Source organism: Holdemania sp. Marseille-P2844, from assembly GCF_900120005.1.
Lineage (GTDB): Bacteria > Bacillota_I > Bacilli_A > Erysipelotrichales > Erysipelotrichaceae > Holdemania.
On record NZ_LT635453.1, the window covers coordinates 96,273 to 123,272 of the forward strand.

At 50.7% G+C, this 27,000-nt stretch carries 26 protein-coding genes; 7 read left to right on the forward strand and 19 right to left on the reverse strand.

The annotated features are described in order from the left end of the window. Positions 1-155 precede the first annotated feature (155 nt). The 4 genes from BQ7364_RS13030 to rsmG form a co-directional block, all read right to left on the reverse strand. A complete protein-coding gene (locus BQ7364_RS13030; protein WP_072685142.1) occupies positions 156-1,031 on the reverse strand; it encodes a ParB/RepB/Spo0J family partition protein in 876 nt (291 codons plus the stop codon). After that, complete coding sequence (locus BQ7364_RS13035; protein ID WP_072685143.1) at positions 1,018-1,812, reverse strand: ParA family protein; 795 nt, start codon at positions 1,810-1,812, stop codon at positions 1,018-1,020. Before BQ7364_RS13035 ends, BQ7364_RS13030 begins: the two co-directional genes overlap by 14 nt. A gap of 174 nt (positions 1,813-1,986) precedes the next feature. Continuing rightward, on the reverse strand, positions 1,987-2,763 hold the full coding sequence (noc, locus tag BQ7364_RS13040; protein WP_072685144.1) for a nucleoid occlusion protein: 777 nt from the start codon (positions 2,761-2,763) through the stop codon (positions 1,987-1,989). A gap of 12 nt (positions 2,764-2,775) precedes the next feature. Next, a complete protein-coding gene (gene rsmG, locus BQ7364_RS13045) occupies positions 2,776-3,477 on the reverse strand; it encodes a 16S rRNA (guanine(527)-N(7))-methyltransferase RsmG (protein ID WP_072685145.1) in 702 nt (233 codons plus the stop codon). A gap of 471 nt (positions 3,478-3,948) precedes the next feature. Between rsmG and BQ7364_RS13050 the strand changes: the two genes are divergently transcribed. Further along, positions 3,949-4,839: an HAD-IIB family hydrolase gene (locus tag BQ7364_RS13050; RefSeq protein WP_072685146.1), complete on the forward strand. Its 891-nt coding sequence runs from the start codon at positions 3,949-3,951 to the stop codon at positions 4,837-4,839. Positions 4,840-4,948: 109 nt separating this feature from the next. Next, a complete protein-coding gene (locus BQ7364_RS13055) occupies positions 4,949-5,560 on the forward strand; it encodes a hypothetical protein (protein ID WP_072685147.1) in 612 nt (203 codons plus the stop codon). A gap of 12 nt (positions 5,561-5,572) precedes the next feature. Here the strand turns inward: BQ7364_RS13055 and BQ7364_RS17815 are convergent, their stop codons facing one another. The 3 genes from BQ7364_RS17815 to BQ7364_RS13065 all read right to left on the reverse strand — a co-directional run bounded on the left by BQ7364_RS17815 (position 5,573) and on the right by BQ7364_RS13065 (position 7,978). Beyond that, complete coding sequence (locus tag BQ7364_RS17815; RefSeq protein ID WP_139248642.1) at positions 5,573-5,863, reverse strand: hypothetical protein; 291 nt, start codon at positions 5,861-5,863, stop codon at positions 5,573-5,575. 300 nt (positions 5,864-6,163) lie between these two features. Further along, entirely contained in the window at positions 6,164-7,438 is a 1,275-nt protein-coding gene (locus tag BQ7364_RS13060; RefSeq protein WP_072685148.1) for a hypothetical protein, read from the reverse strand. A 129-nt stretch (positions 7,439-7,567) separates the two neighbouring features. Beyond that, positions 7,568-7,978 (reverse strand): hypothetical protein, encoded by a 411-nt coding sequence (locus tag BQ7364_RS13065; RefSeq protein WP_072685149.1) that lies wholly within the window; start codon positions 7,976-7,978, stop codon positions 7,568-7,570. Between the two features lie 378 nt (positions 7,979-8,356). Here BQ7364_RS13065 and BQ7364_RS13070 point away from each other — a divergent pair, with 378 nt between their 5' ends. Continuing rightward, positions 8,357-9,172 (forward strand): alpha/beta fold hydrolase, encoded by an 816-nt coding sequence (locus BQ7364_RS13070; RefSeq protein WP_072685150.1) that lies wholly within the window; start codon positions 8,357-8,359, stop codon positions 9,170-9,172. 160 nt (positions 9,173-9,332) lie between these two features. Here BQ7364_RS13070 and BQ7364_RS13075 read toward each other — a convergent pair whose 3' ends face one another. Beyond that, positions 9,333-11,360 (reverse strand): alginate lyase family protein, encoded by a 2,028-nt coding sequence (locus BQ7364_RS13075; RefSeq protein WP_072685151.1) that lies wholly within the window; start codon positions 11,358-11,360, stop codon positions 9,333-9,335. Positions 11,361-11,370: 10 nt separating this feature from the next. Next, on the reverse strand, positions 11,371-12,543 hold the full coding sequence (locus BQ7364_RS13080) for a glycoside hydrolase family 88 protein (RefSeq protein ID WP_072685152.1): 1,173 nt from the start codon (positions 12,541-12,543) through the stop codon (positions 11,371-11,373). A gap of 110 nt (positions 12,544-12,653) precedes the next feature. Here BQ7364_RS13080 and BQ7364_RS13085 point away from each other — a divergent pair, with 110 nt between their 5' ends. Continuing rightward, positions 12,654-13,412, forward strand: coding sequence for an AraC family transcriptional regulator (locus BQ7364_RS13085; protein ID WP_072685153.1), 759 nt, complete (start codon positions 12,654-12,656; stop codon positions 13,410-13,412). Between the two features lie 22 nt (positions 13,413-13,434). Here BQ7364_RS13085 and BQ7364_RS13090 read toward each other — a convergent pair whose 3' ends face one another. The 3 genes from BQ7364_RS13090 to BQ7364_RS13100 all read right to left on the reverse strand — a co-directional run bounded on the left by BQ7364_RS13090 (position 13,435) and on the right by BQ7364_RS13100 (position 14,574). Further along, positions 13,435-13,749, reverse strand: coding sequence for a TIGR04076 family protein (locus BQ7364_RS13090; RefSeq protein ID WP_072685418.1), 315 nt, complete (start codon positions 13,747-13,749; stop codon positions 13,435-13,437). Positions 13,750-14,065: 316 nt separating this feature from the next. After that, positions 14,066-14,332: a hypothetical protein gene (locus BQ7364_RS13095; RefSeq protein WP_072685154.1), complete on the reverse strand. Its 267-nt coding sequence runs from the start codon at positions 14,330-14,332 to the stop codon at positions 14,066-14,068. Positions 14,333-14,334: 2 nt separating this feature from the next. Beyond that, on the reverse strand, positions 14,335-14,574 hold the full coding sequence (locus tag BQ7364_RS13100; RefSeq protein ID WP_072685155.1) for a helix-turn-helix transcriptional regulator: 240 nt from the start codon (positions 14,572-14,574) through the stop codon (positions 14,335-14,337). Between the two features lie 109 nt (positions 14,575-14,683). Between BQ7364_RS13100 and BQ7364_RS13105 the strand changes: the two genes are divergently transcribed. From BQ7364_RS13105 to BQ7364_RS13115, 3 genes are all read left to right on the forward strand, one after another. Then, on the forward strand, positions 14,684-14,920 hold the full coding sequence (locus tag BQ7364_RS13105; RefSeq protein WP_072685156.1) for a helix-turn-helix domain-containing protein: 237 nt from the start codon (positions 14,684-14,686) through the stop codon (positions 14,918-14,920). Between the two features lie 434 nt (positions 14,921-15,354). Next, on the forward strand, positions 15,355-16,560 hold the full coding sequence (locus tag BQ7364_RS13110) for a helix-turn-helix domain-containing protein (protein WP_072685157.1): 1,206 nt from the start codon (positions 15,355-15,357) through the stop codon (positions 16,558-16,560). Positions 16,561-16,592: 32 nt separating this feature from the next. Next, on the forward strand, positions 16,593-17,012 hold the full coding sequence (locus tag BQ7364_RS13115) for a hypothetical protein (protein WP_072685158.1): 420 nt from the start codon (positions 16,593-16,595) through the stop codon (positions 17,010-17,012). Positions 17,013-17,350: 338 nt separating this feature from the next. Here BQ7364_RS13115 and BQ7364_RS13120 read toward each other — a convergent pair whose 3' ends face one another. The 7 genes from BQ7364_RS13120 to BQ7364_RS13150 form a co-directional block, all read right to left on the reverse strand. Beyond that, on the reverse strand, positions 17,351-17,707 hold the full coding sequence (locus BQ7364_RS13120) for an FMN-binding protein (RefSeq protein ID WP_072685159.1): 357 nt from the start codon (positions 17,705-17,707) through the stop codon (positions 17,351-17,353). A 132-nt stretch (positions 17,708-17,839) separates the two neighbouring features. Beyond that, entirely contained in the window at positions 17,840-18,886 is a 1,047-nt protein-coding gene (locus BQ7364_RS13125) for a ribonucleotide-diphosphate reductase subunit beta (RefSeq protein ID WP_072685160.1), read from the reverse strand. Between the two features lie 153 nt (positions 18,887-19,039). Further along, positions 19,040-21,565: a ribonucleoside-diphosphate reductase subunit alpha gene (locus tag BQ7364_RS13130; RefSeq protein WP_072685161.1), complete on the reverse strand. Its 2,526-nt coding sequence runs from the start codon at positions 21,563-21,565 to the stop codon at positions 19,040-19,042. Between the two features lie 647 nt (positions 21,566-22,212). Then, positions 22,213-23,421: a glycoside hydrolase family 10-like protein gene (locus BQ7364_RS13135; protein ID WP_072685162.1), complete on the reverse strand. Its 1,209-nt coding sequence runs from the start codon at positions 23,419-23,421 to the stop codon at positions 22,213-22,215. Positions 23,422-23,478: 57 nt separating this feature from the next. Further along, entirely contained in the window at positions 23,479-24,108 is a 630-nt protein-coding gene (locus tag BQ7364_RS13140; protein WP_072685163.1) for a hypothetical protein, read from the reverse strand. Further along, positions 24,105-25,973, reverse strand: coding sequence for a tRNA uridine-5-carboxymethylaminomethyl(34) synthesis enzyme MnmG (gene mnmG, locus BQ7364_RS13145; RefSeq protein ID WP_072685164.1), 1,869 nt, complete (start codon positions 25,971-25,973; stop codon positions 24,105-24,107). Before mnmG ends, BQ7364_RS13140 begins: the two co-directional genes overlap by 4 nt. Before the next feature lie 6 nt (positions 25,974-25,979). Continuing rightward, on the reverse strand, positions 25,980-26,930 hold the full coding sequence (locus BQ7364_RS13150) for a hypothetical protein (RefSeq protein ID WP_072685165.1): 951 nt from the start codon (positions 26,928-26,930) through the stop codon (positions 25,980-25,982). Positions 26,931-27,000 lie beyond the last annotated feature (70 nt).

Here is a 27,000-nt window from a genome sequence, read left to right on the forward strand (position 1 = left end):
TCGCAAAGCGCCAGCTTGCTTTAAAAGACCGGCCGCAAGCTTCTGATTGCCTTGCGCAGACAAGCTTGCATGGTTAAAAACAATCCATGAACATTGAAAAAAGGCATATCCCCGTCTGACGTTCGACGCTTGGATATGCCTTTTTGATTTTCAGTTTACGATTCAGTTTCTTCCAGACAATGAATCAATTCCAGAATCCGGTTCAAATCCTGCGTACCGGAATACTGAATCACGATCTGTTTCTTATCGACCTTGACGCGGGTCTGCAGCTTGTTCTGCATGACTTCCTCAACATACAGCAGATTCGGGTCTTCCGCCTTTTTGGCGGCCTTCGGTTTCGGTTTTTCCTGCCGTTCCTTGACCAGCCGTTCCACCTCGCGCACAGACAGACCTTCCTCGGCGATCTTCATCGCCAGATCATAGGCTTCGCCCTCATCCTCAATCGTGACTAACGGGCGCACATGCCCCATTGACAATTTATTCTCCGTGACCAGCTGCTGGACGGATTTCGGCAGCTTTAACAGCCGCAGGGTGTTGGTGATGTGTTCGCGGGATTTCCCGACGCGCTGGGCCAGTTTTTCCTGCGTGTAGTCCAGCCGTTCGATCAGGCGCTGATATGCCTGAGCTTCTTCAATCGCGTTCAGGTCTTCGCGCTGGATGTTTTCCAGCAGCGAGATTTCCATCATCTGTTCTTCGGTGAACTCCATGACGATCGCGGGAATCGTCTTCAATCCTGCCTTCTTACTGGCGCGGACGCGGCGTTCACCGGCGATCAGCTCGTAGCCTTTGACCGATTTGCGCAGCAATACCGGAGTGAAGACGCCATGCTCCTTGATTGACTGAGCCAGCTCGCCGATCTTCTCGTCGTCGAATATTTTACGCGGCTGGTAGGGATTCGGCCGGATCTCCGACAGCTTGATCTCGCTCTGACGGCTTTCGTCGCCCTGCTGGATCTCCTCGATCACATTGCTTAAATCCTCGCCGAAAATGGCTCCCAGGCCTTTCCCCAGCCGGGCTTCATCCTTTTTCATTGGCTTTTGCCTCCTTTGCGTTATAGGAAATGACTTCCTTTGCTAACGATGCGTAGGCCTTGGCTCCTTCCGATTTTACGTCATATTCAAAAATCGTGGCGCCGCGGGAAGGCGCTTCCGACAGCTTGACGTTGCGCGGAATATACGTTTTATATACCCGCTCCTTGAAATACCGCCGGACTTCCTGCTGGACTTCGACGCTCAGCTTGGTCCGCGCATCAAACATCGTCAATAATACGCCTTCGATCATCAGTTTATTGTTGAAAAGACGCTGTACCAGACGAATTGTCGACAACAGCTGCGTCAAGCCTTCCAGCGCATAGTATTCACATTGCACCGGGATGATCACCGAATCCGCGGCCGTCAGGGCGTTGGTGTTCAGCAATCCCAGCGAAGGCGGACAGTCGATGATGATGTAATCGTAATCGTTCTTCACGGCGACCAGTTTGTTTTTCAGCAGCTTCTCGCGGCCGTATTTGTATTCAACCATTTCCAGATCCGCCCCGGCCAGGTCAATCGTCGCCGGCAGGATATCCAGCGGCGGAATCTTCATGGTTTTCACAGCGTCTTTCACTTCCACGTCACTCATAATGACGTCGTAAATACTTTTTACAAAGCTCTGGCGGGTCGCGCCGACGCCCTGTGTCGCATTGCCCTGCGGGTCAAAATCGACCAGTAATATTTTTTTGCCGAGATAGGCCAGTCCGGCGGAGAGATTGATGCTCGTCGTCGTTTTTCCGACGCCGCCCTTCTGATTGGCGATGGCAATGATTTTTCCCATTTTTTCACATCCTTTTATCTTGATTTAATCCTCACTCGGTATTCACAGAGCATAATTGTCCCCCAGCAAGGTAGGCGAACCTTCCTGTCTTACAGGCAATCTGTTTTATCCATCGCCTGTTGACCTCTGGCCTGTTTTTGTCAGGACCTTCCTTAAAAGTATGGGGTTTCTTCCTTATTTATTGGGAAACTTAATGATAATCCGGACGTCGTTGTCCGTTTCTGCTTCCTCAGTTTCAATCGCGATCCCGGTGCGGCGAACCATCTCCACCGCCTGGTAAATTGTGTTCACCGCGATTTTAATATTGCGGGCAAATCCTTTGAAGACCGGTTTCTTCGCTTCGGTTTTCGGCTGCGGTGCTTCTTTCATGCTGGTGATCAGCTGTTCTGTCTGACGGACGTTCATGCCCTTCTTTACGATTTTTTCATAGACTTCCCGCTGCTTTTCCGGCTCCACCGAAAGCAGCGCCCGCGCATGGCGTTCCGTAATCTTACGGGAGGAGATACCTTCCTGAATTTCATCCGGCAAATTCAATAACCGCACCTTGTTTGCGATCGTGGACTGGGATTTTCCCATTTTGGACGCCAGTTCTTCCTGCGTCATGCCGGCAGAGCGCATGATCTGGATGTACGCCTTGGCTTCTTCGATGGAAGTCAGGTTCTCGCGCTGAATGTTTTCCACTAACGCCAGCTCCGCTAATTTTTGTTCGTCGGCGCTCATGACATTGCATGGAACTTCGCTGTATCCGGCCAGAATGCAGGCTTTGTAGCGGCGTTCCCCGGCAATGATTTCATACCCGTCTTCGTCTTCCCGAACCGTGATTGGCTGGATCAGCCCATTCTCCCGGATCGACTGCGCCAGCTCCATCAGCGCGTCTTCGTTAAATTCCAGCCGCGGCTGGTGACGGTTGGGATGAATCTGCTCGATTGATATTTCCCGAACTTCTCTCATAAAAACACTCCTTTACAACGGACTCTTTTTGATTTTCGCATAGGCGCGCGGATACTGCGGCGGCGTGGTTCTGACCTTGCGGTAGGTCAGATTGACGCGCGCTGAGCCGTCCTGCAGATGGACTTCCTCGGCCTTTTCCAATTCCGCGCCCAGAATTTTCGTCGCTTTTTCCGCCTCGGCTTGTTCTTCAAATCCGGCGGCCCCCTTCATGGCGACAAAGATTCCATTCTTTTTTACTAACGGCAGACACAGCTCCGACAGCACGCGCAGATTGGCGACGGCCCGCGCCGTGACCAAATCAAACGATTCGCGATGTTCTTTCGCGTAGTCCTCAGCCCGGACATTCAAACATTCGACATTGTCCAGCTGAAGCTCGCGGCATACTTCCTTGAGAAAAACAACCCGCTTGTTCAGCGGTTCTAAAATTGTGATCTTCATTTGAGGATTCATAATTTTTAACGGCAGGGAAGGAAAGCCCGCGCCCGCCCCGACGTCGCACAGGTGGACAGCGTCCAGCGCCATGCCGGCAAACGGAACCAGCGAATCATAGAAATGCTTTTCCAGCACTTCCTCCCATTCCGTGATGGCAGTAAGATTTATTTTTTCATTCCATTCCCGCAGCAGCTGCGCATACCGCACAAACTGATTCTGCTGAACAGCGGAACATTCGATTTTCTTTTGCCGACAGGCTTCGATAAATTCTTCCCATTTCATACTGCATCCTCCGCATGGGTTATTATAGCAAAATTCTCTCCTGTTCTAAAGCACTTCTTCCCATGAAATTGATGTTTCATCGTTTTTCATCGCCGGGATTTTGCTTTCTTCTGAAACACGTTATGAGTTTTTACATCAGGAGTTTTCTTTGATGAAGAAGTTCTGCCTTCCTTTTCGGATTCTTTTCCGACTGAACTGTCTGATCAAGCGGCGGCAGGAAGCGCTGCATCTGTCTTTTGCGGATGCCGGATTGATTTCGATCTGACTTTCGCGGGTTGGCTTCATAAAGCCATTTCCTACAAGGTTTTCCTTTGCGGCCGGACTTTGATCGCAACGGTGAAAGATCTGTTTTGTTCCTTATACTAAATAAGGAGAAACTGCCGCGGATCGGGAATCCGGTTTGCCTTTCTTCAGCGATTGTGATACCCTGTTTTTAACGGATTTTTTCAGAGAGGAAAGGAGAAACCACAGATGAAGGACAGAAAACCAATCCGGCTGATCGCCAGCGATCTGGACGGCACGTTATATCATGGAGCGCAGGAACTGGGGAAAATGACGCCGGCCAACCGGGATGCGATCATCCGCTGGAAGGATGCGGGCAATCGGTTTTTGATCGCCACGGGAAGACGGGCATGTACGCGTGAGGAAATCATCCGCGATTACGCTGTCGACTGCGATATCATCGCCTGCAACGGCGCCAAGGTGATACTGAACGACCAGCTGTTATGGAGCCGGGAAGTCATGCCGCCGGAGCTGAACGAGCTGTGCGATTTGTGCGAACCCTTTCGCGATGAACTGGATTTCGTATTGGATATCGACATCACCGAGCGGATCACCTATCAGGCTGACAGCCTGATTCAAAAGCGATTCCCAGAAGATCTTTACCTGCGGCAGGTCCGCGATTATTTGAACCAGCCGCAAACCGCGTATCCCAATAAGATTTTTATGATCCTGGCCGATCCGGCAAGGCTCCCATTTTTCCTGGATTACTTCGGCAAACATTTCCAAGGCCGGCTGGCTGTGACCAGCAGCGGTCCGGATCTGGTGGAAATGAGCTGTGCAGGCTGCAGCAAGGGAGCTGCTTTATTGGAGATTCTGGATCGGTTAGGTCTGGATCGGAAACAGGCCGCCGCCATCGGCGATGAACAGAACGATCTGGATATGCTGCAAAGCATTCCGTATGGCTTCGCGATGAATTCAGCCCGCCCGGCGATCAAAGCTCAGGTTTCTTATTCTGTCGATTCGGTCCATGATTTGATCGACGCCTGTCTGCGGTACAATGCGGCATGCGAACAGCCGTCCGCCGCAAATGATCGAAATTTTCCCGAAATCTTTCGATCTTCCCACGCTTCAATTTACTAAACAATTCCTCTCGGACTTGTCTCTGGTCTTCAAATTTCAGTCTTTCCCGTAAAAAACGCAGGTCTGTTTTCAGATGCAGCATAGATCGTAATAAAAGGAAAAAACAATCATGAAAAATAAACTGTTCCGCGCTTTGGCGCTATCCAGCCTTGTTGCCCTGTTCACTGCCTGTCAATCCACACCAACCGCCACAGCGCCGTTAAGCGTGTCGCCGCACACGCTTTCCGAAGATACCCAGACTCTGCTTGATTTAATGCCGCAAGGGGATTCCACCTTCTTTTTTGATTTGCACCTCAACGAGACCGTCGATGGGCTGGAAGTTCAGAGCTGGACGTTAAACGCGGATCATCAATGGCAGGAGGAGGCCGGCGGCGGAACCAGCGGGATGCTTGAACACGACGATAAAATCCTGATGATTCAGGTTTTAGCCGATCAGTCCCGCTTTGCCTGGTCTTGCGGCGGCGTGTCTTCCCCGGGCGTCCCGATTGGCGAAGACGGTGCTTATTTCACTTCAGACTGGGGAGCACGCGGAACGGATCGTCTGGATGAAACCATCGACGTTCCGTTGAACCAACCGGTGCCGCTGCTTTTGATACTTGAAAAAGATGGCGGCAGCGATGGACAGCTTTCAATGGAGGTCAACGATCTGATGCAAAGTTTAGAACACCCGGAACAGGTCGATGCCGACCGGGCTTTGTTGATCACCGTCAAGTTTCGATAAAGGAAATTCAGATCATCCATTTTTAAAGAATGAAGATCGAAGGTTTTGGCGTTTATGCCTGAACCTTTTTTGATGTAAATTGCCAACGCGAACAGGATTTCTTTCTTCTTTCTTCATTAAAAGCACTGTTTCGCACGAAGAAGCAGGTACAATTTTTACAGTAAACCAGAAAAAAGCCTGGTTCGCCCAGGTTTTAGTACAAAGCAATGTCCGCTTCAGTTTGAAGCATTGCCACAAATTCAGTTGTTTTCCATTTTTGCCAAGTAGATTATCCTTGTTCAGCTTATTTTCTATACTGAACATGTTCAATGACTAGAAATAGGACAGTCATTATAAATGTCAAGCTATTCAGTATTATAAAAACGTTCGCCAAAAAATCCATATCTCTGAAGATATAACTTGTCAGAACGGAGCACAGGAGTAATAATGCAAATATTGCGCTTTTTTTACAGTAAATTCACTCTCATTCTTTAACATGGGAAATCTGATTTTTATTTTTTAACAACTTATAGATTCGTATCTGTGTATACGCAATCCTTTTGCCAAGCCAGATCTTTTCCGCCTTAGTAAGCAAGGAAAACATGATCCGCCAGGAAAACAGAACTATTGCCGCAAAGTATACGTCGCCTGTTGCCGAACTTCCTCTTTTGGAAGCAGCGCCCGGACAGCGTGCAGTAGTTCAAGTACCCCTTCCCGCTGCCCTTCGTCAGGAAGAGTCACGGTGATCAACGTCAGCTGTGCGCCGCAAATAATCTGGGCCGCAAGCTGAAGTTCGTCCTTGGACGCATACCAGCCATACCGACAGATGCCCTCACCCGCCTGGAATTCCTCGATGTCCGAGACTTTCTCAAATCCTTGCTCAAAGAAAATCGCATCTCCCTGATTGCGGGAAAACCCGATGATCTGCCAGAGCGGACAGAGCGGGTCGCTTCCATCTGTCCATAAATTGATTCCCCGGCCTTGTTCCGTCTGCTTATATTCATATTTATATTTCCCAGGGAATACAAACTTGACGTTGCCGAAATCCTGCGTGATCCGGTCCCGGCGATACCCGATCTTTGTTTCATAGCACAGCTCAGGAACCCCTGTCAGATCCAGCGGGTCTTTGCCATCCAGCTGACAAAGCTTGTAGTACGCTTCAATCGGAAATGGCAGCGTTCGGTCCATCATCAGCGCCTGTTCCAGATGGGAGAAGATAAATTCGTTGGTCTGCCGATCCAGCTCACTGCGGGAAGACGGCGCGAAATAACAATGCTCCCACAACTGGTTCAACGCACAGTTCCGGTAATACAGTGCGTCCTTGATCGGATTCTTCCAGATAAAGAACTGATCGGCGAATGACTCGATGCCGTCTTCCAGCTTCTCAGCCAATGCGGAAATTGAAAATCGACCCATGTGCGTGATGATCGTGCCAGGAATTTCCCGGGGCATATATTGATTCAGATCCCAGCATAAGCACAGGCTGGTATATTCATCGTCTTCCATCTGATGAATCGGAATCGTCGTCAGCGTTGCCAGCCAGGGATAAAAATGATCCTCTACCATTTTCTTAAAATCATGGTAGATCATATATTCCGCTTCATCCTCAAACAGAATTTCAAGATTCAGCCGATCCGCCAGCGTCTCAATAAAATCAGCGGCCGCTTTGTGCAGCCCCGGTCCGGCCGGTGTCGTCACGCACTCACCTGACATGATCCAATGATTCATCTCTTCCTGTTGGAATTGAATTTCCAGAATTCCAATCGGGCAGAACGATAAGCTCACGCTGTTTTCATCCGGAAAAGCCGGGATGTTCCACTGTTCCGCCAAGTCCATAATTTCTTCCCGGACTTCACTTACATCCTGAATCTGAGCCTCAAACGAAAGTCCAATACTCATCGCCAACCCTCCTGTTCTTTCTTTTTCTTATTATAACATATTCCCCACGCCGCATTTCCATCCGCAAAGAAAAGCGAGCTTCCATCTTTCCCTCGATGTGCCCGCTTGTTTCGCTATGATTCTGTTTTGTTATTCAGCCGCACTCTTTCCAATCACAAACGCGTACGCCCGTCCCGGCTGCGGATTTAATTCTTTATAGACGCTGTCCACCTCGGTAAAATCATGCACCGGTACATAGATTACATCTTCCCAGGTCAGTTCCGGATTGTGACAGACGAGGAAGTCCTCAACCGCGATCCGATGATCATGAACGCCGACGATCGTGATATGATAGGACGTTTCATCTAATTCATTCCAGCCTTCCAATAAGCCCCCCTGCGGCAGCGGATCTTTATACAGAAACAACAGATATTCCGAACCGTCGCGGCCGCCGTAATAGAAAGAATGTCCGATGAATGTTTTTCCATCCTGTGCCTTGTAGAGAAGCACGATGCGCTCAAATTCATCCAGACTGGTTTTGACTCTAAACGTTTCAATCATTGTTCATCACCTCTTGATTTCAGTATAAATAGCCTGCCCCAAAAGCTCAACTATGATTTTTCAGGTTTACTAAACCTTCCTTATTTTACAGAATGGATTTTTTCCCTTTCATTCTTCTGTATTTCAAAGATCGCTTCCCTTTTACAAATTTCGTTGGTAAGATGGAAGCAGGAATTTGTGTGATTTACGAAAAAAAGTGTGGCTTGCCTTATCATCCAAAGAAGAAGTTAAAGGTTAAAGCGGTCTGATTATTTCCCGGGAAAGTGCTTGATTCAAGTTCTCTGACTCTGATTTATGGAATTCAAATAACCGCTGTCCTCAGCACATGTCCGGGAAATTCAAAGAACACAACGACTTCGTTCATAAGGAGGAATTTTGATGTTCACTTCTGCTCGCAGCGCTCAAGTTGCCGTCAACGGCGATAAGATGAATTATCTAGTCTTTGGAAAAGGTCCAAAAACACTGGTCATTCTGCCCGGATTAGGCGATGGACTGACCCCGGTTCATGGTCAGTTTCAGGCACTCGCTTTTGCGTTCAGCTACCGACGGATTGCCCGGCATTTCAAAGTTTATTTGTTCAGCCGCCGCAATACGCTGCCCCCAATCTATTCCACGCGGCAGATGGCTGCCGATCAGGCGCTTGCCATGAAAGCTTTAGGCATTAAAGCCGCCGCCGTTCTGGGCGTGTCGCAGGGTGGGATGATCGCCCAGTACCTCGCGATTGATTATCCAGAGCTTGTCAGCCGCCTTGTTTTGGCCCTCACCACAGCACAGCCCGGACAAACAACTCGCGCCACCCTCCAAAGCTGGATCCACATGGCAAAACAGTCGGATTATTCTGGTTTGATGACGGATACGGCTGAAAAGTCTTACTCCGACGCCTATCTCAAAAAATACCGCCGGCTCCTTCCTCTGCTCAGCCGATGGGGGAAACCCCAAACCTTCGACCGGTTTCTCACGCAGGCTCAGGCTTGTCTTGATCATGACGCGCTGGAAGAAATCCATCGGATCTTTTGCCCGGTCTTCGTGATCGGAGGCGAGTGTGATCACATCGTCGGTGTTCAGGCTTCCCGCGATCTGGCTGAAAAGCTGAACACGGCATCTCTTTTGATTTATCCGGGCTTGGGTCATGCCGCCTATGAGGAAGCCGGTGATTTTCAACAACGGATCCTTGATTTCTTATCTCACGCATAACGATCTGCCAAGGTTGTCCCCTCAGATCATCATAGTCTGGCGGTGCATCAGTGCAAAAGAAAGACTCCCCCTCATGCGGATTTCTGTCAATCCGGTTGAGCGAGAGTCTTTTATACTGCTTTCAATTCTTGATTCTAAGCTGATTTCCTTGACAGTCCGCTTAATAAGCCAGCGTCGTGCCCCACTGTTCTTTATCCAGTCCGGACCAGACGATCACATGTCCCATGCCCTGACGCTCGTTGATCAGCACGGCGTCAGACGGTCCCATGTAATCCTCATGCGCGATCATCACGGTGAACTGATCGGCGCCCTTCTGGATCACCCAGCCTTCCGCGACCGATTTCGCAAACGGACGATCCTGCCGGCTGACCAGACTGACCGGAGCCGGCACCGCGAAGCACGGCGCTTTTTCCCCTTTCGGGTTGAGTGAGAAAATCGTTGTGATCGAAGTGAAACCCGCTTCGTTCAGCTCGGTTTCCAACATGACCGACGGCGTCGTCGTATTGTAATGCAGCGACAGCCGCGTGTCCGTCAGCCGGACTTCAGCCTTCTCCGCCAGCGTCAGCACTTCGCAGTCGCTGTTGTTCAACATCAGTCCCGCCGTCTGCCCTTTTAACATAACCTGAGCATCCGGCGAGAAATGCCAGCGCTGCACAATTTTATGCTTATCCTGCGGGTTGGCATAAATCTCGTCATGGACAAGAATCAGATCTTCCCGCAGCCAGACCACCTTCCGGCTGAGCACCGCGCTGCCGGTTTCCAAATCCATGTAACCTAACGCCGCCCCCTGCGCCAGCCGGAAGCTGCTGGCTTGACTCATCTGTGTGTTCAGCGACCAGGAGCGCTTATGATATCCCCAGGAACGCTTGCATTGAATTGACGGCTGATCGTCCAGCTCGATGACATTGTGCGCTCTCGGGCCTTTAAACTCATACCGTTCCGGCTTATCGACATACGTCAGCCGGCCGCTGTCGCGCACGATATCCTCGCCGCGGTAAAACAGATCGACATGCAGCTTGTCCTCATGGGCATGCCCGCCGCCATGGACGCCGTTGGTGAAATGCAGCCACGTTTGATCCGCGGAATCATCACTGTGCCAGAAAATATGTCCGCTGTCCGGGAAGATGACGCTTCGCTTGCCGGAGGGGATAGCCGGCATGTCCGCATACGCCTTCGCCGCTTCCGCGCCCAAATCAAACACACAGTCAAAATCAAACTCCGGATACCCGGCGGCTTTCCAGGCTGGATTGTTGAAGCTGACGGCTGCTTTGGTGATGATGTCGCGCACGTCGATATCGTCGCTGTCGCCCATCGCCATTTCAATCCCATCCGGTTTGCGGTGTTCGACGCAGAAGTCGATCATTTTCGCCAGCCGTTCATTATATCCAAAAGGCAGCTCGATACCGTTGCGGTCGGCCAGAATCTTCACTTCCAGAAAATCCTGCGCGACCTCGTTGTGATACATCGTCGATTGTTCCCAATGCACGCCGTCCGGATACACCTGCCGCTGCAGCTGCAGATCCAGCCGGCGCAGCGCTTCCCTGCGCATTTCCTCACTGAACGGATGTTCCGGCATCAACAAGGCTGCCGTAAACAAGCCGTGGTTTTCCAGCACGCCCCAGTTGGAAATGATCTTCGTGCTGTTCCAGACTTCGGCGATGAACTTTTCCTGCTCGAGGATTGATTCCTCAAACAACGAACAGAAACTGTCGGTCAGCGCCGGACTGTCGCGGAACAGACAGAAAGCCTTGATCCACAGGTTCATTCGGATTCCGGTTTCCAATGTCCGGCAGGCGTTGGCACAGTCCGGATCGCGCAGGTTGATCTGGCAGATCCAGCTCTTGCATTGTTTGACGAACGCCTCGGCGTATTTCTCATCGCCGGTCAGCACATACGCCTGTCCCATCGTGATCCAGAAATGATGGCGGTTAAACGCAAAGATCCATTCCGGGTCATCCGCCGGCTGATGCAGCCAGTTGATTTCCTTTTCAAACACGACCGGAATTTCCGTGTATTCCATATCCCAGCGCAGATCGAAACGGAAGCTCTGTGCGCAGGCTTCGTCCGCCCGGGCGATGATCTTGTCAATCTGATCCTGCGCGCAATGGGTTAGAACATAGTCCTTCACCGCCGCGGTGTCATTGACAAAAAATTGTTTCTTCTGTGCAAAAAATTCGCTTTTCTTCATGCTTTGCTCCTTACCAATACCGATTCCAGTCCGTCACCATCCGCGTCAGGGCTTCCATATAATAGTAGTCGCCCCAGCTGCAGCACTCGTCGACGCCTTTGTTGCGGCAGGTGTTGGTCGGCGTGTGGCGGTTATAGGTGCTGTGAAGCAGGATGCCGTTGGTCGAATCCCAATCCTTAACCTCATAGTTGTCGATCAATGATTTCATCATCTGATACGCAAGTCTCGTATAGTATTCCGCTTCTTCTTTGTCCAGCACTTTCGCCGCTTCCAGAAAGCCGCAGATCACAATCGCCGCTGAAGAGGAATCGCGCGGTTCACTGCTTCCGTCGGTAAAATCGAAGTCCCAGAACGGAACCAGATCCTTCGGCAGATGGCGCAGATAGTAATCGCTGATGTGGCGGAACAGCTCCAGGTATTCCGGATCCTGCGTATATTGATAGCTCAGAATCGTACCGTAAACGCCCCAGGCCTGCCCGCGTGCCCATGCGGAATTATCGCGGTTGCCCTGATGCGTGACGCCCTTGAGCGGCAGGCCGGTTTCCGGATCGAAGAAATACGTGTGGATCGTTGAGTAATCCTCACGCACGACACACTTCATCGCCGTGCGGATATGCTTGTGCGCGATGTCCGCAAACTTCGGATCACCGGTGACCTCGCTCGCCCAGTACAACAGCGGCAGGTTTAACAGACAGTCGATAATCAGCCGGTAGCTGTCCTTATCGCCCATCTCGCCCCAGGCCTGAATGAATTCGCCTTTTTCCTGAAAGCGGGTGATCAGCTTCTCCGCCGCCATGATCGCCGCTTTCTTCGCCGTTTCATCACCGGTCAGTTTGTAGCCCGCGACGCAGGAGAGGGAGTACAGGAAGCCAAGGTCATGATGATCGACGCTGAATTCCTCATTGATCCGCTTGTAGAAGTCCTCCACCTGAATCAGTGCGGCATACTTGAAGATGTTCTTTTTCGTGTGTTCATAAGCCAGCCAGATCTCGCCAGTCCAGAAGCCGTTGGTCCAGTCCATGTTGATGATCGGCTGGTAGAATAAATCGGTGCTGCTGGCAGCCTGATATTGATACGTGAACGCAGGCAGGTTTTTTTCTACCTGAGCGCAGGCACGGTCCAGCGCGGCGGTGATTTCTGCTTTTGCCGCCAGGGGTTTATCTAAAAATTGAATACGGTCCATGAACGGGAAACCTCTCTTTCTTCTCTGTCTTGAGTTTATCATCATTTTTCGCTATGATAAATAGGAAGGTTAAGGTTTTTTTGTATAAATTAAAGAAAGAAGGAAGGGAAATGCAGGATTTCAGCGTGACGTTCCGCTATGCAATTCAACGGGAATGTACTTTAGAATGGCGGGTGAAGCGGGATCGCATCGACTACAACAACCTTGTGTTCATATTAAAGGGAAAAGCGTTGTATAAAACTGACGATAACGAACAGGTTCTGACTGAGAATCAGGTGCTTTTAATCCCGGCGGGCAGTCTGCGGGAGGCGGAGCGGTTTGCGGAGGAGCCGCTGACGCTGCAATCCTTTGATTTTTTCAGCGATCAGCCGCTGCCGGCCTTGCCTCAGCCGGTTCTGACCCTGGATTCGCTTGATTTCTATCTGCCGTTGTTTCAGGATTTCAACCGGCACTGGCTGACGGAAAAGCCGTTGTCCCGGCTGCATTGCAAAGCGGTGTTCTATCAGATTCTGGACGAGCTGTACCAGACGGCCTGGGCGCAGCAGGAGAATCCGCATGTCCGGCAGATGAAAAGCTACATCGAATCGCATCTGACGCAGACCATCACGATGGAGGATCTGGCATGGGTCACCGGCCTGAACGTCGTGTACTGCGGGGCGTTGTTCAAACAGGAAACCGGCGTCACGGCGCTGCGCTACTGGCGGACGCTTCAAATCCGCAAAGCAGCCCAGCTGCTGCGGGAACCGGACATCTCGGTCAGTGAAGCGGCATGGCAGTCCGGCTTTGACGATCTGTTTTATTTCTCCAAATTATTTAAAGAGATTCAAGGCGTATCGCCGAAGGTGTATCAGCGGCGGCATCCCTTATAAATCCTTATCGGGAATAGTTAACTCAATCCGCGTCCTCGTCCAGTGCTTCAATATAGAAGCTGACTGGACGGAAACCGTCGTTGCAGGAGATCATGGCGGAGCGCGGATTTTTCATCCAGCCTTCATAAAGATTTTCCCCGCCGTGAGCCAGCGTCATCACAAACGGGGACAGACTCGACCAGGCGCTGTCGCACAAGCCTTCCGGTTTCATCCAGCCGTTGGCGATAAAGACCTGCCCTTCCCGCAGATCGCAGGCGTGCAGCATCGGATTTTCATAGCGCGCCATCAAGTCGGTATGTTCTGTCACTTTCGCTACGGTAATTCTGCATTTTTTCATAACTTCTCCCGCTCCTTCCTTGTTTTCATTGCAGCACCGGTTTAAGAACCGGGGACCGGAAGGATTTCCAGCTTTCGCTTTCGATCCTTTGCCGGATGAATCAGTGAGCTGTGCCTGGGGCTGCTTCAATGCATCCTGCCTGGATTTATTCTGTGCAAACCTTTCCGCTGAAGATCAAAAAAACCTTGTCTTTGCGGCAAGGATTCGTTGTCTATGATGCAATGTTTATCACAACTTCATTTCAGCCCCCGATCGCAATGCCTGTCGGCGGGCTCGGATCCTCTGCCGCCCCGCTTTCCGATCAAGTTCGCCATCGCTATTGGGGACTTTGATGTTGATTGCGGATCTCGTTGATTTCATCAATATCGTCGAAGCATTGGGAATCAAAGAACTCCTTGAGCGAAAGATTCAGCGCCAGACAGATACTGTAAATCGTCGGCATATACAGCGTTTCCTGATCCTTCGACATAAAACTGGAAATCGTGCTGTTGCCGCAGGCCTTCTGACTCAGCGTGCTTGGATTCAGATCATATTCCCCGCATAATTCTTTAATTCTGATGCGTAATGCTTCACTAAATTTCATCGTTATAGTCCATCCTCTAAATTGTCGAATAACTCGCTGTCGAAGAATTGACTGAACGACATATTGAACGCGCCCAAGATCTTACAACACGTATGAAGCGTCAGATATTTATCCGGCTCCCGTTTATAATTGTAAAATGTATTTTTACTGACTCCGCTGACCTTGGCCAATTCATAATAAGTCCAGCCGCGTTGTGCGCGGAGTTCGTCGATTCTCTTAAGCGTCGCTTCGTTCAATTTCATGCCATCGCTACCTTTGTATCAACACTGAATTAGTCAATAACTTCCAATTCCTGCTTTTATTATAACTAGCTGCATGATAAAATTGGTTTGGAGGTTATGTGCTAACATTATGATAAACAAAGGTATTCCCGACGTCGGTTCCACCGTCCGTCAACTCCGGATCGACAAAGGCATGACAATCGAAGCCCTTTCCCGCATAACTAAAATTAAAATTGAAGAACTGACTTGCCTGGAACAAGGCGGAAACTGCCCGGTTCCCGATTATTTCGTAATCCTGACGGCACTGGGTTATGATTGGGACCAGATCGTCGACCTCCTACAGCGCGGTCAGGCCCGCTTCACCTGAATTTCTGCCGCAGAAAGCTGCCGATTCCCAGGTTGGAACACCTTGCGCAACAGAAAAGAAAAGAGGATGATCCGCTTCGGTTTTCCTTGACTTAGAATTCGGCATGGAAAGAAATCTGCGATTTCCGATATGATTCCGGATTTCTCATTTCTTATTTCCGTCCCGTCATCGCCAAGGAAGCGAAGCGCAATCATCCCGTGACCGTTCAGCTTAAATGCCTAAAAACTGGTAAAAACCAAATAAAGGAAAAGTACCTGATAAAACAGATAAGTAAATTAAATTCATCCCTGATTACTCCTCTCTTTTCAAGTACTTGATATAAAAATTATATTATCGGAACTCACTTTAAACAAGGAAACACGCTTAATAAAGATCGCTGGAAACTCGGCGCTGCCCTGCGGCGTTTTGATAAAATTTACAGTAAAGGAGAGCGAATGAAACAGATCAACGCTTTAATACGGATAACCCGTCTGAAAAAAGGAATTAAAGCGGCGGCGTTAGCCCATGAATGCCATATCACAGCCAGTTATTTAAGCCAGATCGAATCGGGAAAGGAGGTCGATCCGGCAATCACCTCGGCGATTCTGCGTCAGCTGGGGATTGGAATCAAGAAGAATAACAAACAGATTCAGAAATTTGACAAGCTGATGGATGATCTGATCACGGCGGCGGCTTTTTACGATGCAGTCACGATGAACACACTGTTCGATCAACTATCCCAATCGGAATCCAGCCTTATGGAATCTGAGCTGGCGCTGAAATTCACGCTGGCTGCCTTTATCACGCACGTCGTCAATAAAAATTATGCACAGATCAAAGAAACGCGGGATATCCTGAAGCAATGTGTAAAGCTGTTGACTCCCGAACTGCTTCAACTTTATTATCTGTATCTGGGAATGTCTTTTGCGGATGTCCGCGGCGATCTGTTTAAGGAATACACGCTGAAAGCGCTGAGCATGAAAGAAAAAGAATCCGTAACTTCGATTGCGCACTACAATCTGGCTATCTGCTATGCCCGGGAAAACAACCACTTTCTGGCGGACAAGTACAATCTGAAAGCCCAGCGCTCATTTCTGGATGAACAGAATTACCTCCGGCTGATTTTCAGCAAGTCTTTTGAAGCCGTTCTGTATTCTGAAAATGGAATGTTTGAGGAAGCGTTGGAAATTTCCACTTCCATTCTGGATCAGACGATCATAAAGATTCCCGAATTTCAGCGGAAACAGGTGCTCCAGAATATTCTTTTTACCTGCATTCTGGCGAAAAAATATGAAGAAGTTCAACGCTATTGCATTCGGTATGCAGCCTCTGTCGAACTGACTGATTTTCACCGCGCCATGCAAGCCTGGGCTTTATATAAATTAAATCAGATGGAGGAAGCAGCGGCGCTGATTAAAACCTGCCATCAGGACAAAACCAATCCTTTTTCCTCGCTGTTTATCACGATCGTCAATCTGACGCTGGCGCAGGAGGAAGTCGAATTGCAGCATCAGCTGATCCAATTCCAGAAATTTGCGCTGAAGCTGGGCGACGATTTATCCGCCAAATTCATCACTGAATTGTTATGTGAATCCTATCTTCGCAAAAACAATTATTCCAAGGCTATTTACTATCAGAATCTGGTTGACCGCAAAAAATAAGCGCGATCATTTCCGTGGGAAAGGGGACAATTATGCTTGAAGGGGTACAGGAGCTGTTTGAACAGCTGGCGAAGGATAATCAGGTGAGCGTAGAGGATATTCAATCCGATTTGCAGAAACGGATTGACACGGCATGGGCGGATCAAAATGAATCCTCCGCTGTGCTGCGCCGGTTTTTCAAAGACAAGAAACCGACCGCCGTTTTTTTCCTGTTTGCTTTTGATCAAATCCAGAAAATGAATGATCAGATTCAGGAAATCATCGAAGAAGTTTATCTGACTGAAATGAAGGCTGGCGGGAAGTCCTCAGTCGAGGTGACCGGAGAGCTGGATGCCGATCAAATCCAAGATCCGATCGAGACCTTTCTGGCCATTTTAAATTGTCTTCAAAGCAATGCGCTGATCATCGAAACAATTCGTCAGATGGACTGTCTACCACAGGAAAAGGATTGAACTTTCCAATCGTTCAATCCTTTTTTTGAGTTTGTTTGTCAGCAACGATCACGATCAGCTTTTCAAGGGAGTAAAGCGCTTTTTGCCAAGCGCTTTCCCTTTGTTTCTCTTTTTGATTTCAAGCTTCATTTCCGGGGGGATTTCCAGGCAAGGATGCCGCTGACCCGCCTTATTAATTATCCTCTGTTTCCGCACTCTGTTTTATGCTTCAAAAGTTCTGGATTGTCTGACAACCTTGGAACATAAAAAAGGACTGACTTTTGTTCAGCCCCTTTTCCTCACTTTCAAATTCAGTTGTTCACGCTTTTAGAGAAAGTGTGTGAGGTTTCTTAAAATCCTTATTTCGCCTGATCTAAGCACTCAGTAACGCCTTTGATGACCGCGTTAGAAGAGTTGGTAGCGCCGGAAACCGTATCGACTTCCGCAGAGTTGGCTTCAACGATCGCCGCGCAGATCTTTTCCATCGCGACATCGCCCAGACCTGCAGTTTCGGCCTGTTCCGGAGTTGTGACGCTGGCGATCTTGCCGCCTTCAATCTTAACTTCGACAGTAACGTCGCCGTTGTTGCCCTTCTGTGTGGAGGTGTATGTGCCGTCTTTGTAGCCAGCAGCGTTGCCGCCCTTATCCTTGCTTCCGCAAGCGCTCATGGACAGAACCATCATGCCAGCCAGAGCCAGTGCTAAAAACTTTTTCATGGTTATTTCTTTCTCCTTCCAAAAATATCGAACATTGTCGATGGTTTAATCATATCAACACCCGTTTCCAATGTCAATTCCTGAACGCTTCGTTCTTGTGAAAAATCGCTTTAAATTAAAGATATCAGCGGCTTACAGGTCGTCCTTGAGGGCGGAAGCCTTCGCATAAGCGCTGGAGCGGGCTTCGAAGAAATCGGTTTTGATCAGATTGGCATTGGCATACTGACTGACCCATTTCATCGACGCCGGTTCTTCCTCTTCGCCCGGATAAAGAATTTCCAGATGAATTGCCCGGGCACGCAGGTTGCCGAGATAGTGGATGTAATCGCAGATCATCGTTTTGTTCAGCCCCGGGATCTCATCGCCCAGAATTGCGCAGCCCCATGCGATCTCCTCTTCGACGCCCTGTTTCAGCATATCCCGGTAAAGCTGTTCCAGTTGCGGCGTGAACAGCTGCGGCTCCTCCTTGCGCAGCTGTAGAATCATGCTGCGAAACAGCCACAGGTGGGTATTTTCATCGCGATTGATGTAACGGATTTCCTGCACTGATCCGGGCATCAGTCCCATCCGGCCGAGGTTGTAAAAAAACATGAATCCCGAGTAAAAGTAAATTCCTTCAAGAATGTAATTGGCGATCAGCGTCTTCATCAGCTGCACCGGCGTGCGTTGTTCCATGAACTCATTATACAGCCCGCCGATAAATTCATTGCGCTTCAATAGCCGCGGGTCGTTTTTCCATTGGTACAGGATCTCTGTGCGTTGATCCGGCGAACAGAAGGAATCGAGCATGTAGCTGTAACTCTGGGAATGCACCGCTTCCTGAAAGGCCTGAATCGTCAGGCACAGATTGATTTCGTTGGCCGTGATCACCTCGGCAATGTTGGGCAGGTTGGCCGTCTGGATACTGTCGAGAAAGATCAGAAACGACAGTGTTTTATCAAGCGCGGTCTTCACTGCCGGTTCCAGCTTGGGATAATCCTTGAGATCTTGTCCGAGGTTGATTTCCTCGGGAATCCAGAAATTGTTCATCGCCTGACGATACCAGTCCGATACCCAGCCATATTTCAGCGTGTTGAAATCATTGAGGTTGGTCGTGTTGCCGTTGATCATCCGGCGCTGGCGGACGTCGGTATCGCCCTGGGCGTTAAACAGCGCTTTGCGTTTGAGTTGTTCTGACATCGTGGTTCCTCCCTTGATCTGTGACGGTGGTCTTGAAATGAAGATTGATGTTTTAGAGATGGTCCTGAATTGAAGATTGATTCGTGATGGGATGAGGAAGATTTCGCCAACAGGCAGAGCTGCGCCATTGGACAAGCCTTGTCTGATTGTGAATCAGGCGGAACAGGACTCACATTCTTCCACTTCCAGCGACTGGCTGCGGACGTAATAAAGCGTCTTCACGCCTTTCTCCCAAGCCAGAATCATCAGGTTCAACAGATCCCGCAGGGAATAATCGGTCGTAATATAAAGATTGACGGACTGCGCCTGGTCGATATGCCGCTGCCGCACGCCCGCGGCCCGGACAACCCAGGTCTGGTCGATCTGATGAGCTTTCTTGTAATACCAATAGGTTTTTTCATCCAGCTCAGGAGCGACGCGCGCGATGATGCTGCCCTTTTTCTCTTCAAGGAAAAACTTGTTCATGATCGGATCAACGCCCGCGCTGGTGCCGGCAATGACCGAGGTCGAGCTGGTCGGCGCGATTGCGAGCAGCCAGCCGTTGCGTAAACCATCCCGCGCTACTTCTTTAGCCAGCGACTGCCAGGCGTCGGAGGTGTAGCCGCGCTTGGTAAAATAAGCGCCGGTTTGCCAGTCGGAGCCTTCAAAATAGGCATACCGGCCTTTTTCCTGAGCCAGCCGCAGACTGGCACGGATCGCATTGTAATTGATTGCTTCAAACAGAGCGTCGGCCGCTTTCAAATGTTCGTCAGACTCGAAGAAGATCGAACGCTTCGCCAGCCAGTGATGCAGGCCGCTGACGCCCAAGCCGATCGCCCGGCTGAGCTTGGCTGTATGCTGCGCTTGGGGCAGCGGGTAGGCGTTGAGATTGATCACATTGTCAAGCGCCCGCACGGTCACTTCGATGACCGATCGCAGTTCTTCTTCATCTTCGGTATTCAGCCGGCCAAGATTAAGGGAGGCGAGGTTACAGACGACCATCTCTCCAGCTTTCGCCTGTTCGAGGATCACCGTTTCCCCATTGACCTCCGTCAGCCGGGTTTCAATTTCTCCAGCCGGCGCGATGTTCTGTGCGATTTCCGTGCATAAATTGGAACAGTAAATCACACCGCGATGAGGATTGGGATTCATCGCGTTGACAAGATCGCGGTTAAAGACAAATGGCGTGCCGGTTTCAGCAGCTGATTTCAGAATCAGCCTGACGAGGTCCTTTAATAAGATCACGCGTTTTTCGATCCGCGGATCGGCAATGCATTCCTGATAGCGCTGTTCCCACAACTCGCCAGTGCAACCTTCCAGCGCATAGCCTTTCACCTGCTGGATTTGATGCGGGTCGAGCAAATACCAGTTCTGATCCAGATTTTCCTTTGCCATCCGCCAGAACAGATCCGGATAGCACACTGCCGGGAAGACATCGTGCGCCTTCATGCGATCGTCGCCATTGTTGGTTCGGATTTGAAGGAATTCCGGCAGATCCCGATGCCAGCAGTCAAGGTAAACCGCGACGGCCCCCTGACGCACGCCCAGCTGATCGACCGCCACCGCGGTATCATTGACCAGCCGGATCCAGCGCAGCACACCGCCCGCGGCGCCCTGAAATCCCCGGATATCACTGCCGGAAGCGCGGACCTTGCCAAAGTACAGGCCCATGCCGCCGCCCTGCTTGGAAATTTGCGCAAAGCTGTCAAGCGACTTGTAAATTCCCTTCAGAGAATCCGCAACGACGTCGATAAAGCACGAAGCCAGCTGTGCTTTCGGCTTGCGGGCGTTGGCCAGCGTCGGCGTCGCCATCGTGACTTTCAGCTGACTTAAGACATCGTAGATTTTGATCGCCCATTCGACGCGTTTTTTTCCTTCCGGAATCGCCAGATGCATCGCGATCCCCATGAACATCTCCTGCGGCAGTTCCAGAACTTCACCCTGATGATTGCGGATCAGATAGCGTTTGATCAACAATTCCAGACCGCTGGCGTTGAACAGCTGGTCGCGGTCGTAGTCGATCGCCTGTTCCAGACGGTTTAAATCGTTATAGCTGTAATGCTCGGCTAAGCTCGCGTTGATCAAACCCTGCGATTCCAGATATAACAGCTTCTGGGCCAATGTGCGGATCCCCTGTTGCTGCATCCGCTGGCTGACGGAGCGGCGCAGCTTGATCATCATAAACCGGGCCGCGGCCATTTCCCATTGCGGCGTGTGCGGACTGATCAGCTCGATGCAGGCGCGGATCAGATTGTCAAGCTGCTGGGAGCATTTCATCTTCTCCTTGGAAAAAGCCTGGACTTTCTGAATCAAAGCGTCAAGCGACATCGCCGGCTGAGGAAAATCACGCTGCAGCTGACGGCAGGCGGCCAGAATTTCCGGATCCGGAATGATCCGGCGCAGCTGATCAATCTGATCGCGCAGCCTGGCATGTTCCTGACGGTACAGGATATAGTGGCGGGCTTCTTCATAACAATCCTGACGCATTAACGCCTGTTCCACCCAGTCCTGAATTTGTTCGACGCTGACCGGGGCCGTTTCCGCCGCAGTGCAGATCTGGACTTCTACCTGATCGAGAATGGCTTCCTTCTTCATGTCCGGCAGCGGATGGCCCACGCTGTCAAAAGCCGCGCTCACCGCCCGGCTGATTTTCCGGCGATCATAGGCTTGAACGCTTTGATCTCGTTTGATGATCTCCATTTTGATTCTCCTTTTGCATGATCTCTTGTCCCGGTTTCCGTTTCAAATGTTTCCGGGCGTTGGTGTGCTTATTATACAAAAGTTGTCCGCGCAAAGGAAAAGATATGCCCGCGATTTTCGAAGCGGGGCTAAGAGGAAAAACAGAAGGTTGAATCGGAGGCAGGGCCGGGAATCGAAAAAGAAGGTTCTATATCTTGTAATTTCATAAATTTTAACGTCGGTGGAAACCAGTGCCTTTTTTATCGGTTCTATAAATTCTGATGTTGGTGGAAACCAGTGCCTTTTTTATCTTGAACATAAAAAAAGACATAGATAAGAATTCCCGTTACAATAAAGTTACCACACCATACAGAAAGGAAATCTCACTATGTCCGTTACTTATTTTATCTTATCTGCGCAAAAATTAAAAGACCCGTATCTTCATTTCTCGAATGATGGCTTCTTTTCCCAATCCATTCGCAGCGTGGATTCCCCTGTCTTTTCCGGTTCGCTTTTCCAGACTTCACCTCCTTTCTGACCTCACGCTTTCACCAGTGACAACGTAAGGCCCACAGGCACAAAACCGTATTCTTTGGCTTTTTTCGCATGAAAAAAACACCGGGACATTACCCCAGTGTAAATTCAGATTTTTCTCTTGTGATCGCCGATTATTTTGTCTCGATCATCAGTTCCTGAAGATTTTCCAGCTCCTGACTGACCCGCTGCGCATTTTCTGCGGCGGGCTGGAACAGTGAATTGTAGCTGAAGATGGAGAAGCCGGCCACATCCGCATGATCGCGCAGCTCCAGAATCTGCCGTTTCAGGATATCGTTGTGCTGCTGCCACTCAAACTTGCCGTCCTTGGCATAATTGTCCACGGTATTGATCTTATAGGCGGCCAGCCCGACGATCAGTTCGGTCGAAGTGCCCTGAGTAAGGTCTTCCCATTGTTTCAGGCATTGATCAAACGGCAGCGTGCCGTGCTCATAGCCGAAATAGATCTGCGGAAGAATGTAGTCAAGATAGCCGTCGTGGCGGACCCATTCCCGGACATCGCCATAAATGCTTTCCACCGAGTATTCCAGATTGCCAGCCGGACTGATGCCGACCTGAATCGTTTCATCAACCTGTTTCACCGTGGCGTACAGACTGGCCACCATCTCATTGATGTTCTGCCGCCGCCAGTCGCCCAGCGACAGCTCCCCGCCGGTTTGCCGGTATGCCTGATAAGCGGGGTGATCAAAGCTTTCGCTGACACCGTCGGGATAGAAATAATCGTCCAGATGCAAACCGTCGATCGGATAGTTCTGCGCCAGTTCTTTCGCCACCGCGCAGATCAGTTCGCGGACCTCGGGATAGGCTGGATTGAGATACCAGCGCTCGCCTTCCGCAACGATCCGGGTGCCGCGCATCGCGGTGTCGTTAAGCCACTGGCCGATCACGGAGCTGGCAGGAATCTGACTTTCCTGATCTGTGCGGAACGAACGCATCGGATTGATCCATGCCTCGATGTGAAAACCCACTTCATGGGCCTGCTTGACAAACAGCCCGAACGGATCATAATTCACATTCTGTCCGATCTGACCGGCGACATATTGCGCCGCCGGATAGTATTGCGAGGGATAATAGGCATCGGTGAAGGCAGATGCGTGAACGTAGACCGTGTTGAAGTTCATGGTTTTCAAGTTTTCCAGCATTGTCTTGACGCCCTGGATGTACTCAGCTTCACTGCGGTTGTCCAGAATTGATGATAATTCGATGTAGGAAATCCAGGCGGCCCGGACTTCGCCCATTTCTCCGGTTTTTTTGTGCGGATGACAGCCGGCAAAGATCAGCAGGATCACGAAGACGGCGATCAGGATTCGTTTTATGTGCATAAACTCGCTCTCCTTCAACCTTACTTTATGCGCGGCCGGGTATCCTTATGAAACGGTTCAGGCCGTCTTGCCGGTAATGAACTCGCTGTACGGCAGCGTTTCGATCCAGGCGCAGAAGGCCCGCCATTCCGGCAGCCGGTGCGTGCGGCGCTGCAGATAGATCGTTTTGAGCTGACGGTAGTTGGTCGTCATGCGGGCGGTAAGACGGAAGCCGCAGGGATTGGAATAGAGAATCTGCAAGTAGCGTTCGTTCAGCTCCGCCTGCAGCGTCTGCTTTTCCGCCGGATCTTCCGTTTCCTTCATCCGGGCCTGCAGGTCGTTGTAAGCCTGGACTTTTTCCTTCATGATCTGAACCATCCGCGGATCGACGTAATCAATATAGGCGCTGTCCAGATCAAATTTCGTAATCCGGTGCATCGTCGACTGACTCGATACGAAGTCGAGGAAATGGTAGCGCTCGGCTTCCACCCAGGCTTTGTTGGTCAGCGTCAGATCCATCTGCACGATGATGCCGTTCATAAAATTATCGTGGCCTTCGCCCTGCTTGCTGGTGGCGAGCTTGACGACGGTCGGGGTGACGTCCTCGCTGACCTTGCCCAGATCGGTCGCCATCGGGTATTTGCTTCCGCGCACGCTTTCTTCCAAGCCGTAAACGTGGACGCGGGAAATTACTTCTTCATAGTTCATATTTTCTGTTCCTTTCTGTGACGTTGTTCCAGAACCATCGCGAGCATCGCAATGTCGGCCGGCGACACGCCGGAGATGCGGGAAGCCTGGCCCAGAGTGTGCGGCTGGATCGCCTTGAGCTTCTGGCGGCCTTCCAGCGAAAGATGCTGCACCTGATCGTAGTCCAGATCTTCCGGCAGGACCACATGATCCATCGCCATCATCTTCTCCGCTTCCTTGCGGGCTTTGTTGATATAGCCTTCATATTTCAGTTCGATTTCCGTCTGTGCGGCGGCAGCGGCGTCGAATTCAAAATCCAGCGCCGGTTTCAGCATCGCCACGGTGATGTGCGGCCGGCGGACGAGTTCCTCGGCGCTCACCCCATCGGTCAGCGCGGCATAGCCGACCGCTTCTAAAGCATCCTGAATCGGACTTTTCGGCGTCAGCCGGCAGGTCTTCAGCTGTTCCTTGAGTTGTTCGACCTGAGCACGGCGGCGTTGATAATCCTGCCAGCGCTGCTCGCTGATGCTGCCAAGTTTGTAGCCGTAGTGCATCAGGCGCTGATCGGCGTTGTCGTGGCGCAATAGCAGGCGGAATTCGGCCCGGGAGGTCAACAGCCGGTAGGGTTCCTGCGTGCCTTTGGTGACCAGATCGTCGATCATCACGCCGATGTAGGCTTCATCCCGCCGCAGCACCAGCGGCGGTTGATTGCGCAGCTTGAGCACGGCGTTGATTCCGGCCATCAATCCCTGCGCGGCGGCTTCCTCATACCCGGATGTGCCGTTGATCTGACCGGCCGTAAACAAATTCTCCACAACCAGCGTTTCCAACGATGGTTTTAACTGAAGAGGGTCGATTGCGTCATATTCGATTGCGTAGGCGTATTTGCGGATGACAGCGTGTTCCAGTCCCGGCAGTGAATAGACCATCTGTTCCTGCAGATCACGCGGCAGCGAGGTGGAAAAGCCCTGGACATACGTGGTATCCAGCGATTCCGATTCCGGCTCCAGAAAGATCTGATGGCGTGGTTTATCGGAAAACCGCACGAGCTTGTCCTCAATCGAAGGACAATAGCGCGGGCCAACGCCTTTGACGACGCCGGAATACATGCTCGACTTTTTCAGATTCGTCAGAATCAGTTCATGGGTCTGGGGTGTCGTATAGGTCAGATAACAGAGCTTCTGATCTTCCGGCCGGCGGATGGTGCGGGTCGTCGTGGAAAAGGCGACGAACTGATCGGTGCCGGGCTGCGGTGTGGTCTTGGAAAAATCAATGGATTCCGTCAGCACCCGCGGCGGCGTTCCGGTCTTTAACCGGAAGGTTTTTAAGCCGGCCTGACGCAGCGATTCGGAGAGCTTGTTGGTGGTTGGTTCCCCATCCGGACCGCTGGGCGTCACTTCGCTGCTGATCATGACCGAGGAACTCATGTATGTGCCGGTGGTCAGAATAACAGCCCGGGCGTCTATTGTCTGACCGTCCTCCATGGTAATGCCGGTAATTTTCCCGTTTTCAACAAGGATCCCGGTACAGATTCCCAAAATCAGCTGCAGGTGCTCCTGATGCAGAATTTCTTCCTGCATCTGTCGGGCATAAGCAAGCTTATCCGACTGCACCCGCAGCGACTGCACCCCCGGGCCTTTGGTCGTATTTAACATCTTAAACTGCAAGGCTGTCTGATCGGCAGTGATGCCCATCTGACCGCCCAGCGCGTCGATCTCCCGGACGACGATGCCCTTGGCCGGGCCGCCGACGGAGGGATTGCACGGCATCTTGCCGATATTTTCCAAACTTAACGAAATCAGCGCCGTTTCACATCCCAGACGAGCCGCGATCAGCGCCGCTTCAATTCCGGCATGGCCGCCGCCCACAACGATGACATCCAGCATGTTTGATCAAATCCTTTCTTCTCCCTGATTTAAAGCGTCGATTGCCCGCGTAACCTCATCAGGCAGCGGTTCTTCACCGACGATCTCAAAATGCAGCGGAATGTGATATTCACTCCACCGGGAAAACTCCAGCTTCATCAGCGCGCAGTGGCCGATCAGATACTGCAGCTTCCGGTAGAAGTCTTTTGAAGTATAGACGAATGGGATCAGGATTTCAATCCTTTCACCCGTATAACAGACAAGTTCGGTTTTACTGCCCTTGATCAGCTCGATAATCTTTTTTTCTTCCGCTTTCTGATCCATCGTCTGACGGGCTAAGCGGCGCAGCCGCTTTTTCTCACTTTCGGTGTAGAAGGAGTCGCCGGCCTTTTCGATGATCTGCGACAGCTGGTGCTTGATCTGTTCTTCCTCGAGGTCGAAGTTCTGGCCGAGTGTCTCACTCATCGCTGCCATCCACATATCGACGCCGGTTTCCTTGGCTTTGTTCAGCACCTTGGAGGTCGCCTGCGGATCTTCCTTATCCAGATAGATATAGCTCTCCACTTTATTGGAGATGGCGACGCCAATCTCGCTTAAATAAATCGGCGCCTGAAAAAACACAACATCGGTGAGATACAGGCAATTCATCAGTTTTGGCATTTTCTTATTTTTGGAAACCTTGACGATCGCGTCATACAGTTCATCTTCGCTGGCATAGCCGTTTTCTGTGCCATAGACGTTCCACATCTGACGAAAACTGAGGGTATGGGCTTTTTGAAACCTACCGTAGCCCACAATTCCTTTCTCGCGATGACGTCCGCGCTCGCTGCCTTTGGCCAGAAAAAACAACAGGTCGCCCGGTTTGAAATCAGTAAATTTTTTGGAATTGCTGGGACGCCAGAAATTCATCTTCCGGTTTCCGTTCAGGCGATGAAATTCGATCATATTCCGGTCTGTAATGTATGCGATGGATGCCATGAAAACTCACCTCTATGCCTATTATTTTACCATTTTCCTGAGCCTGTGAAAAGAAAACAAAGTTGAACAA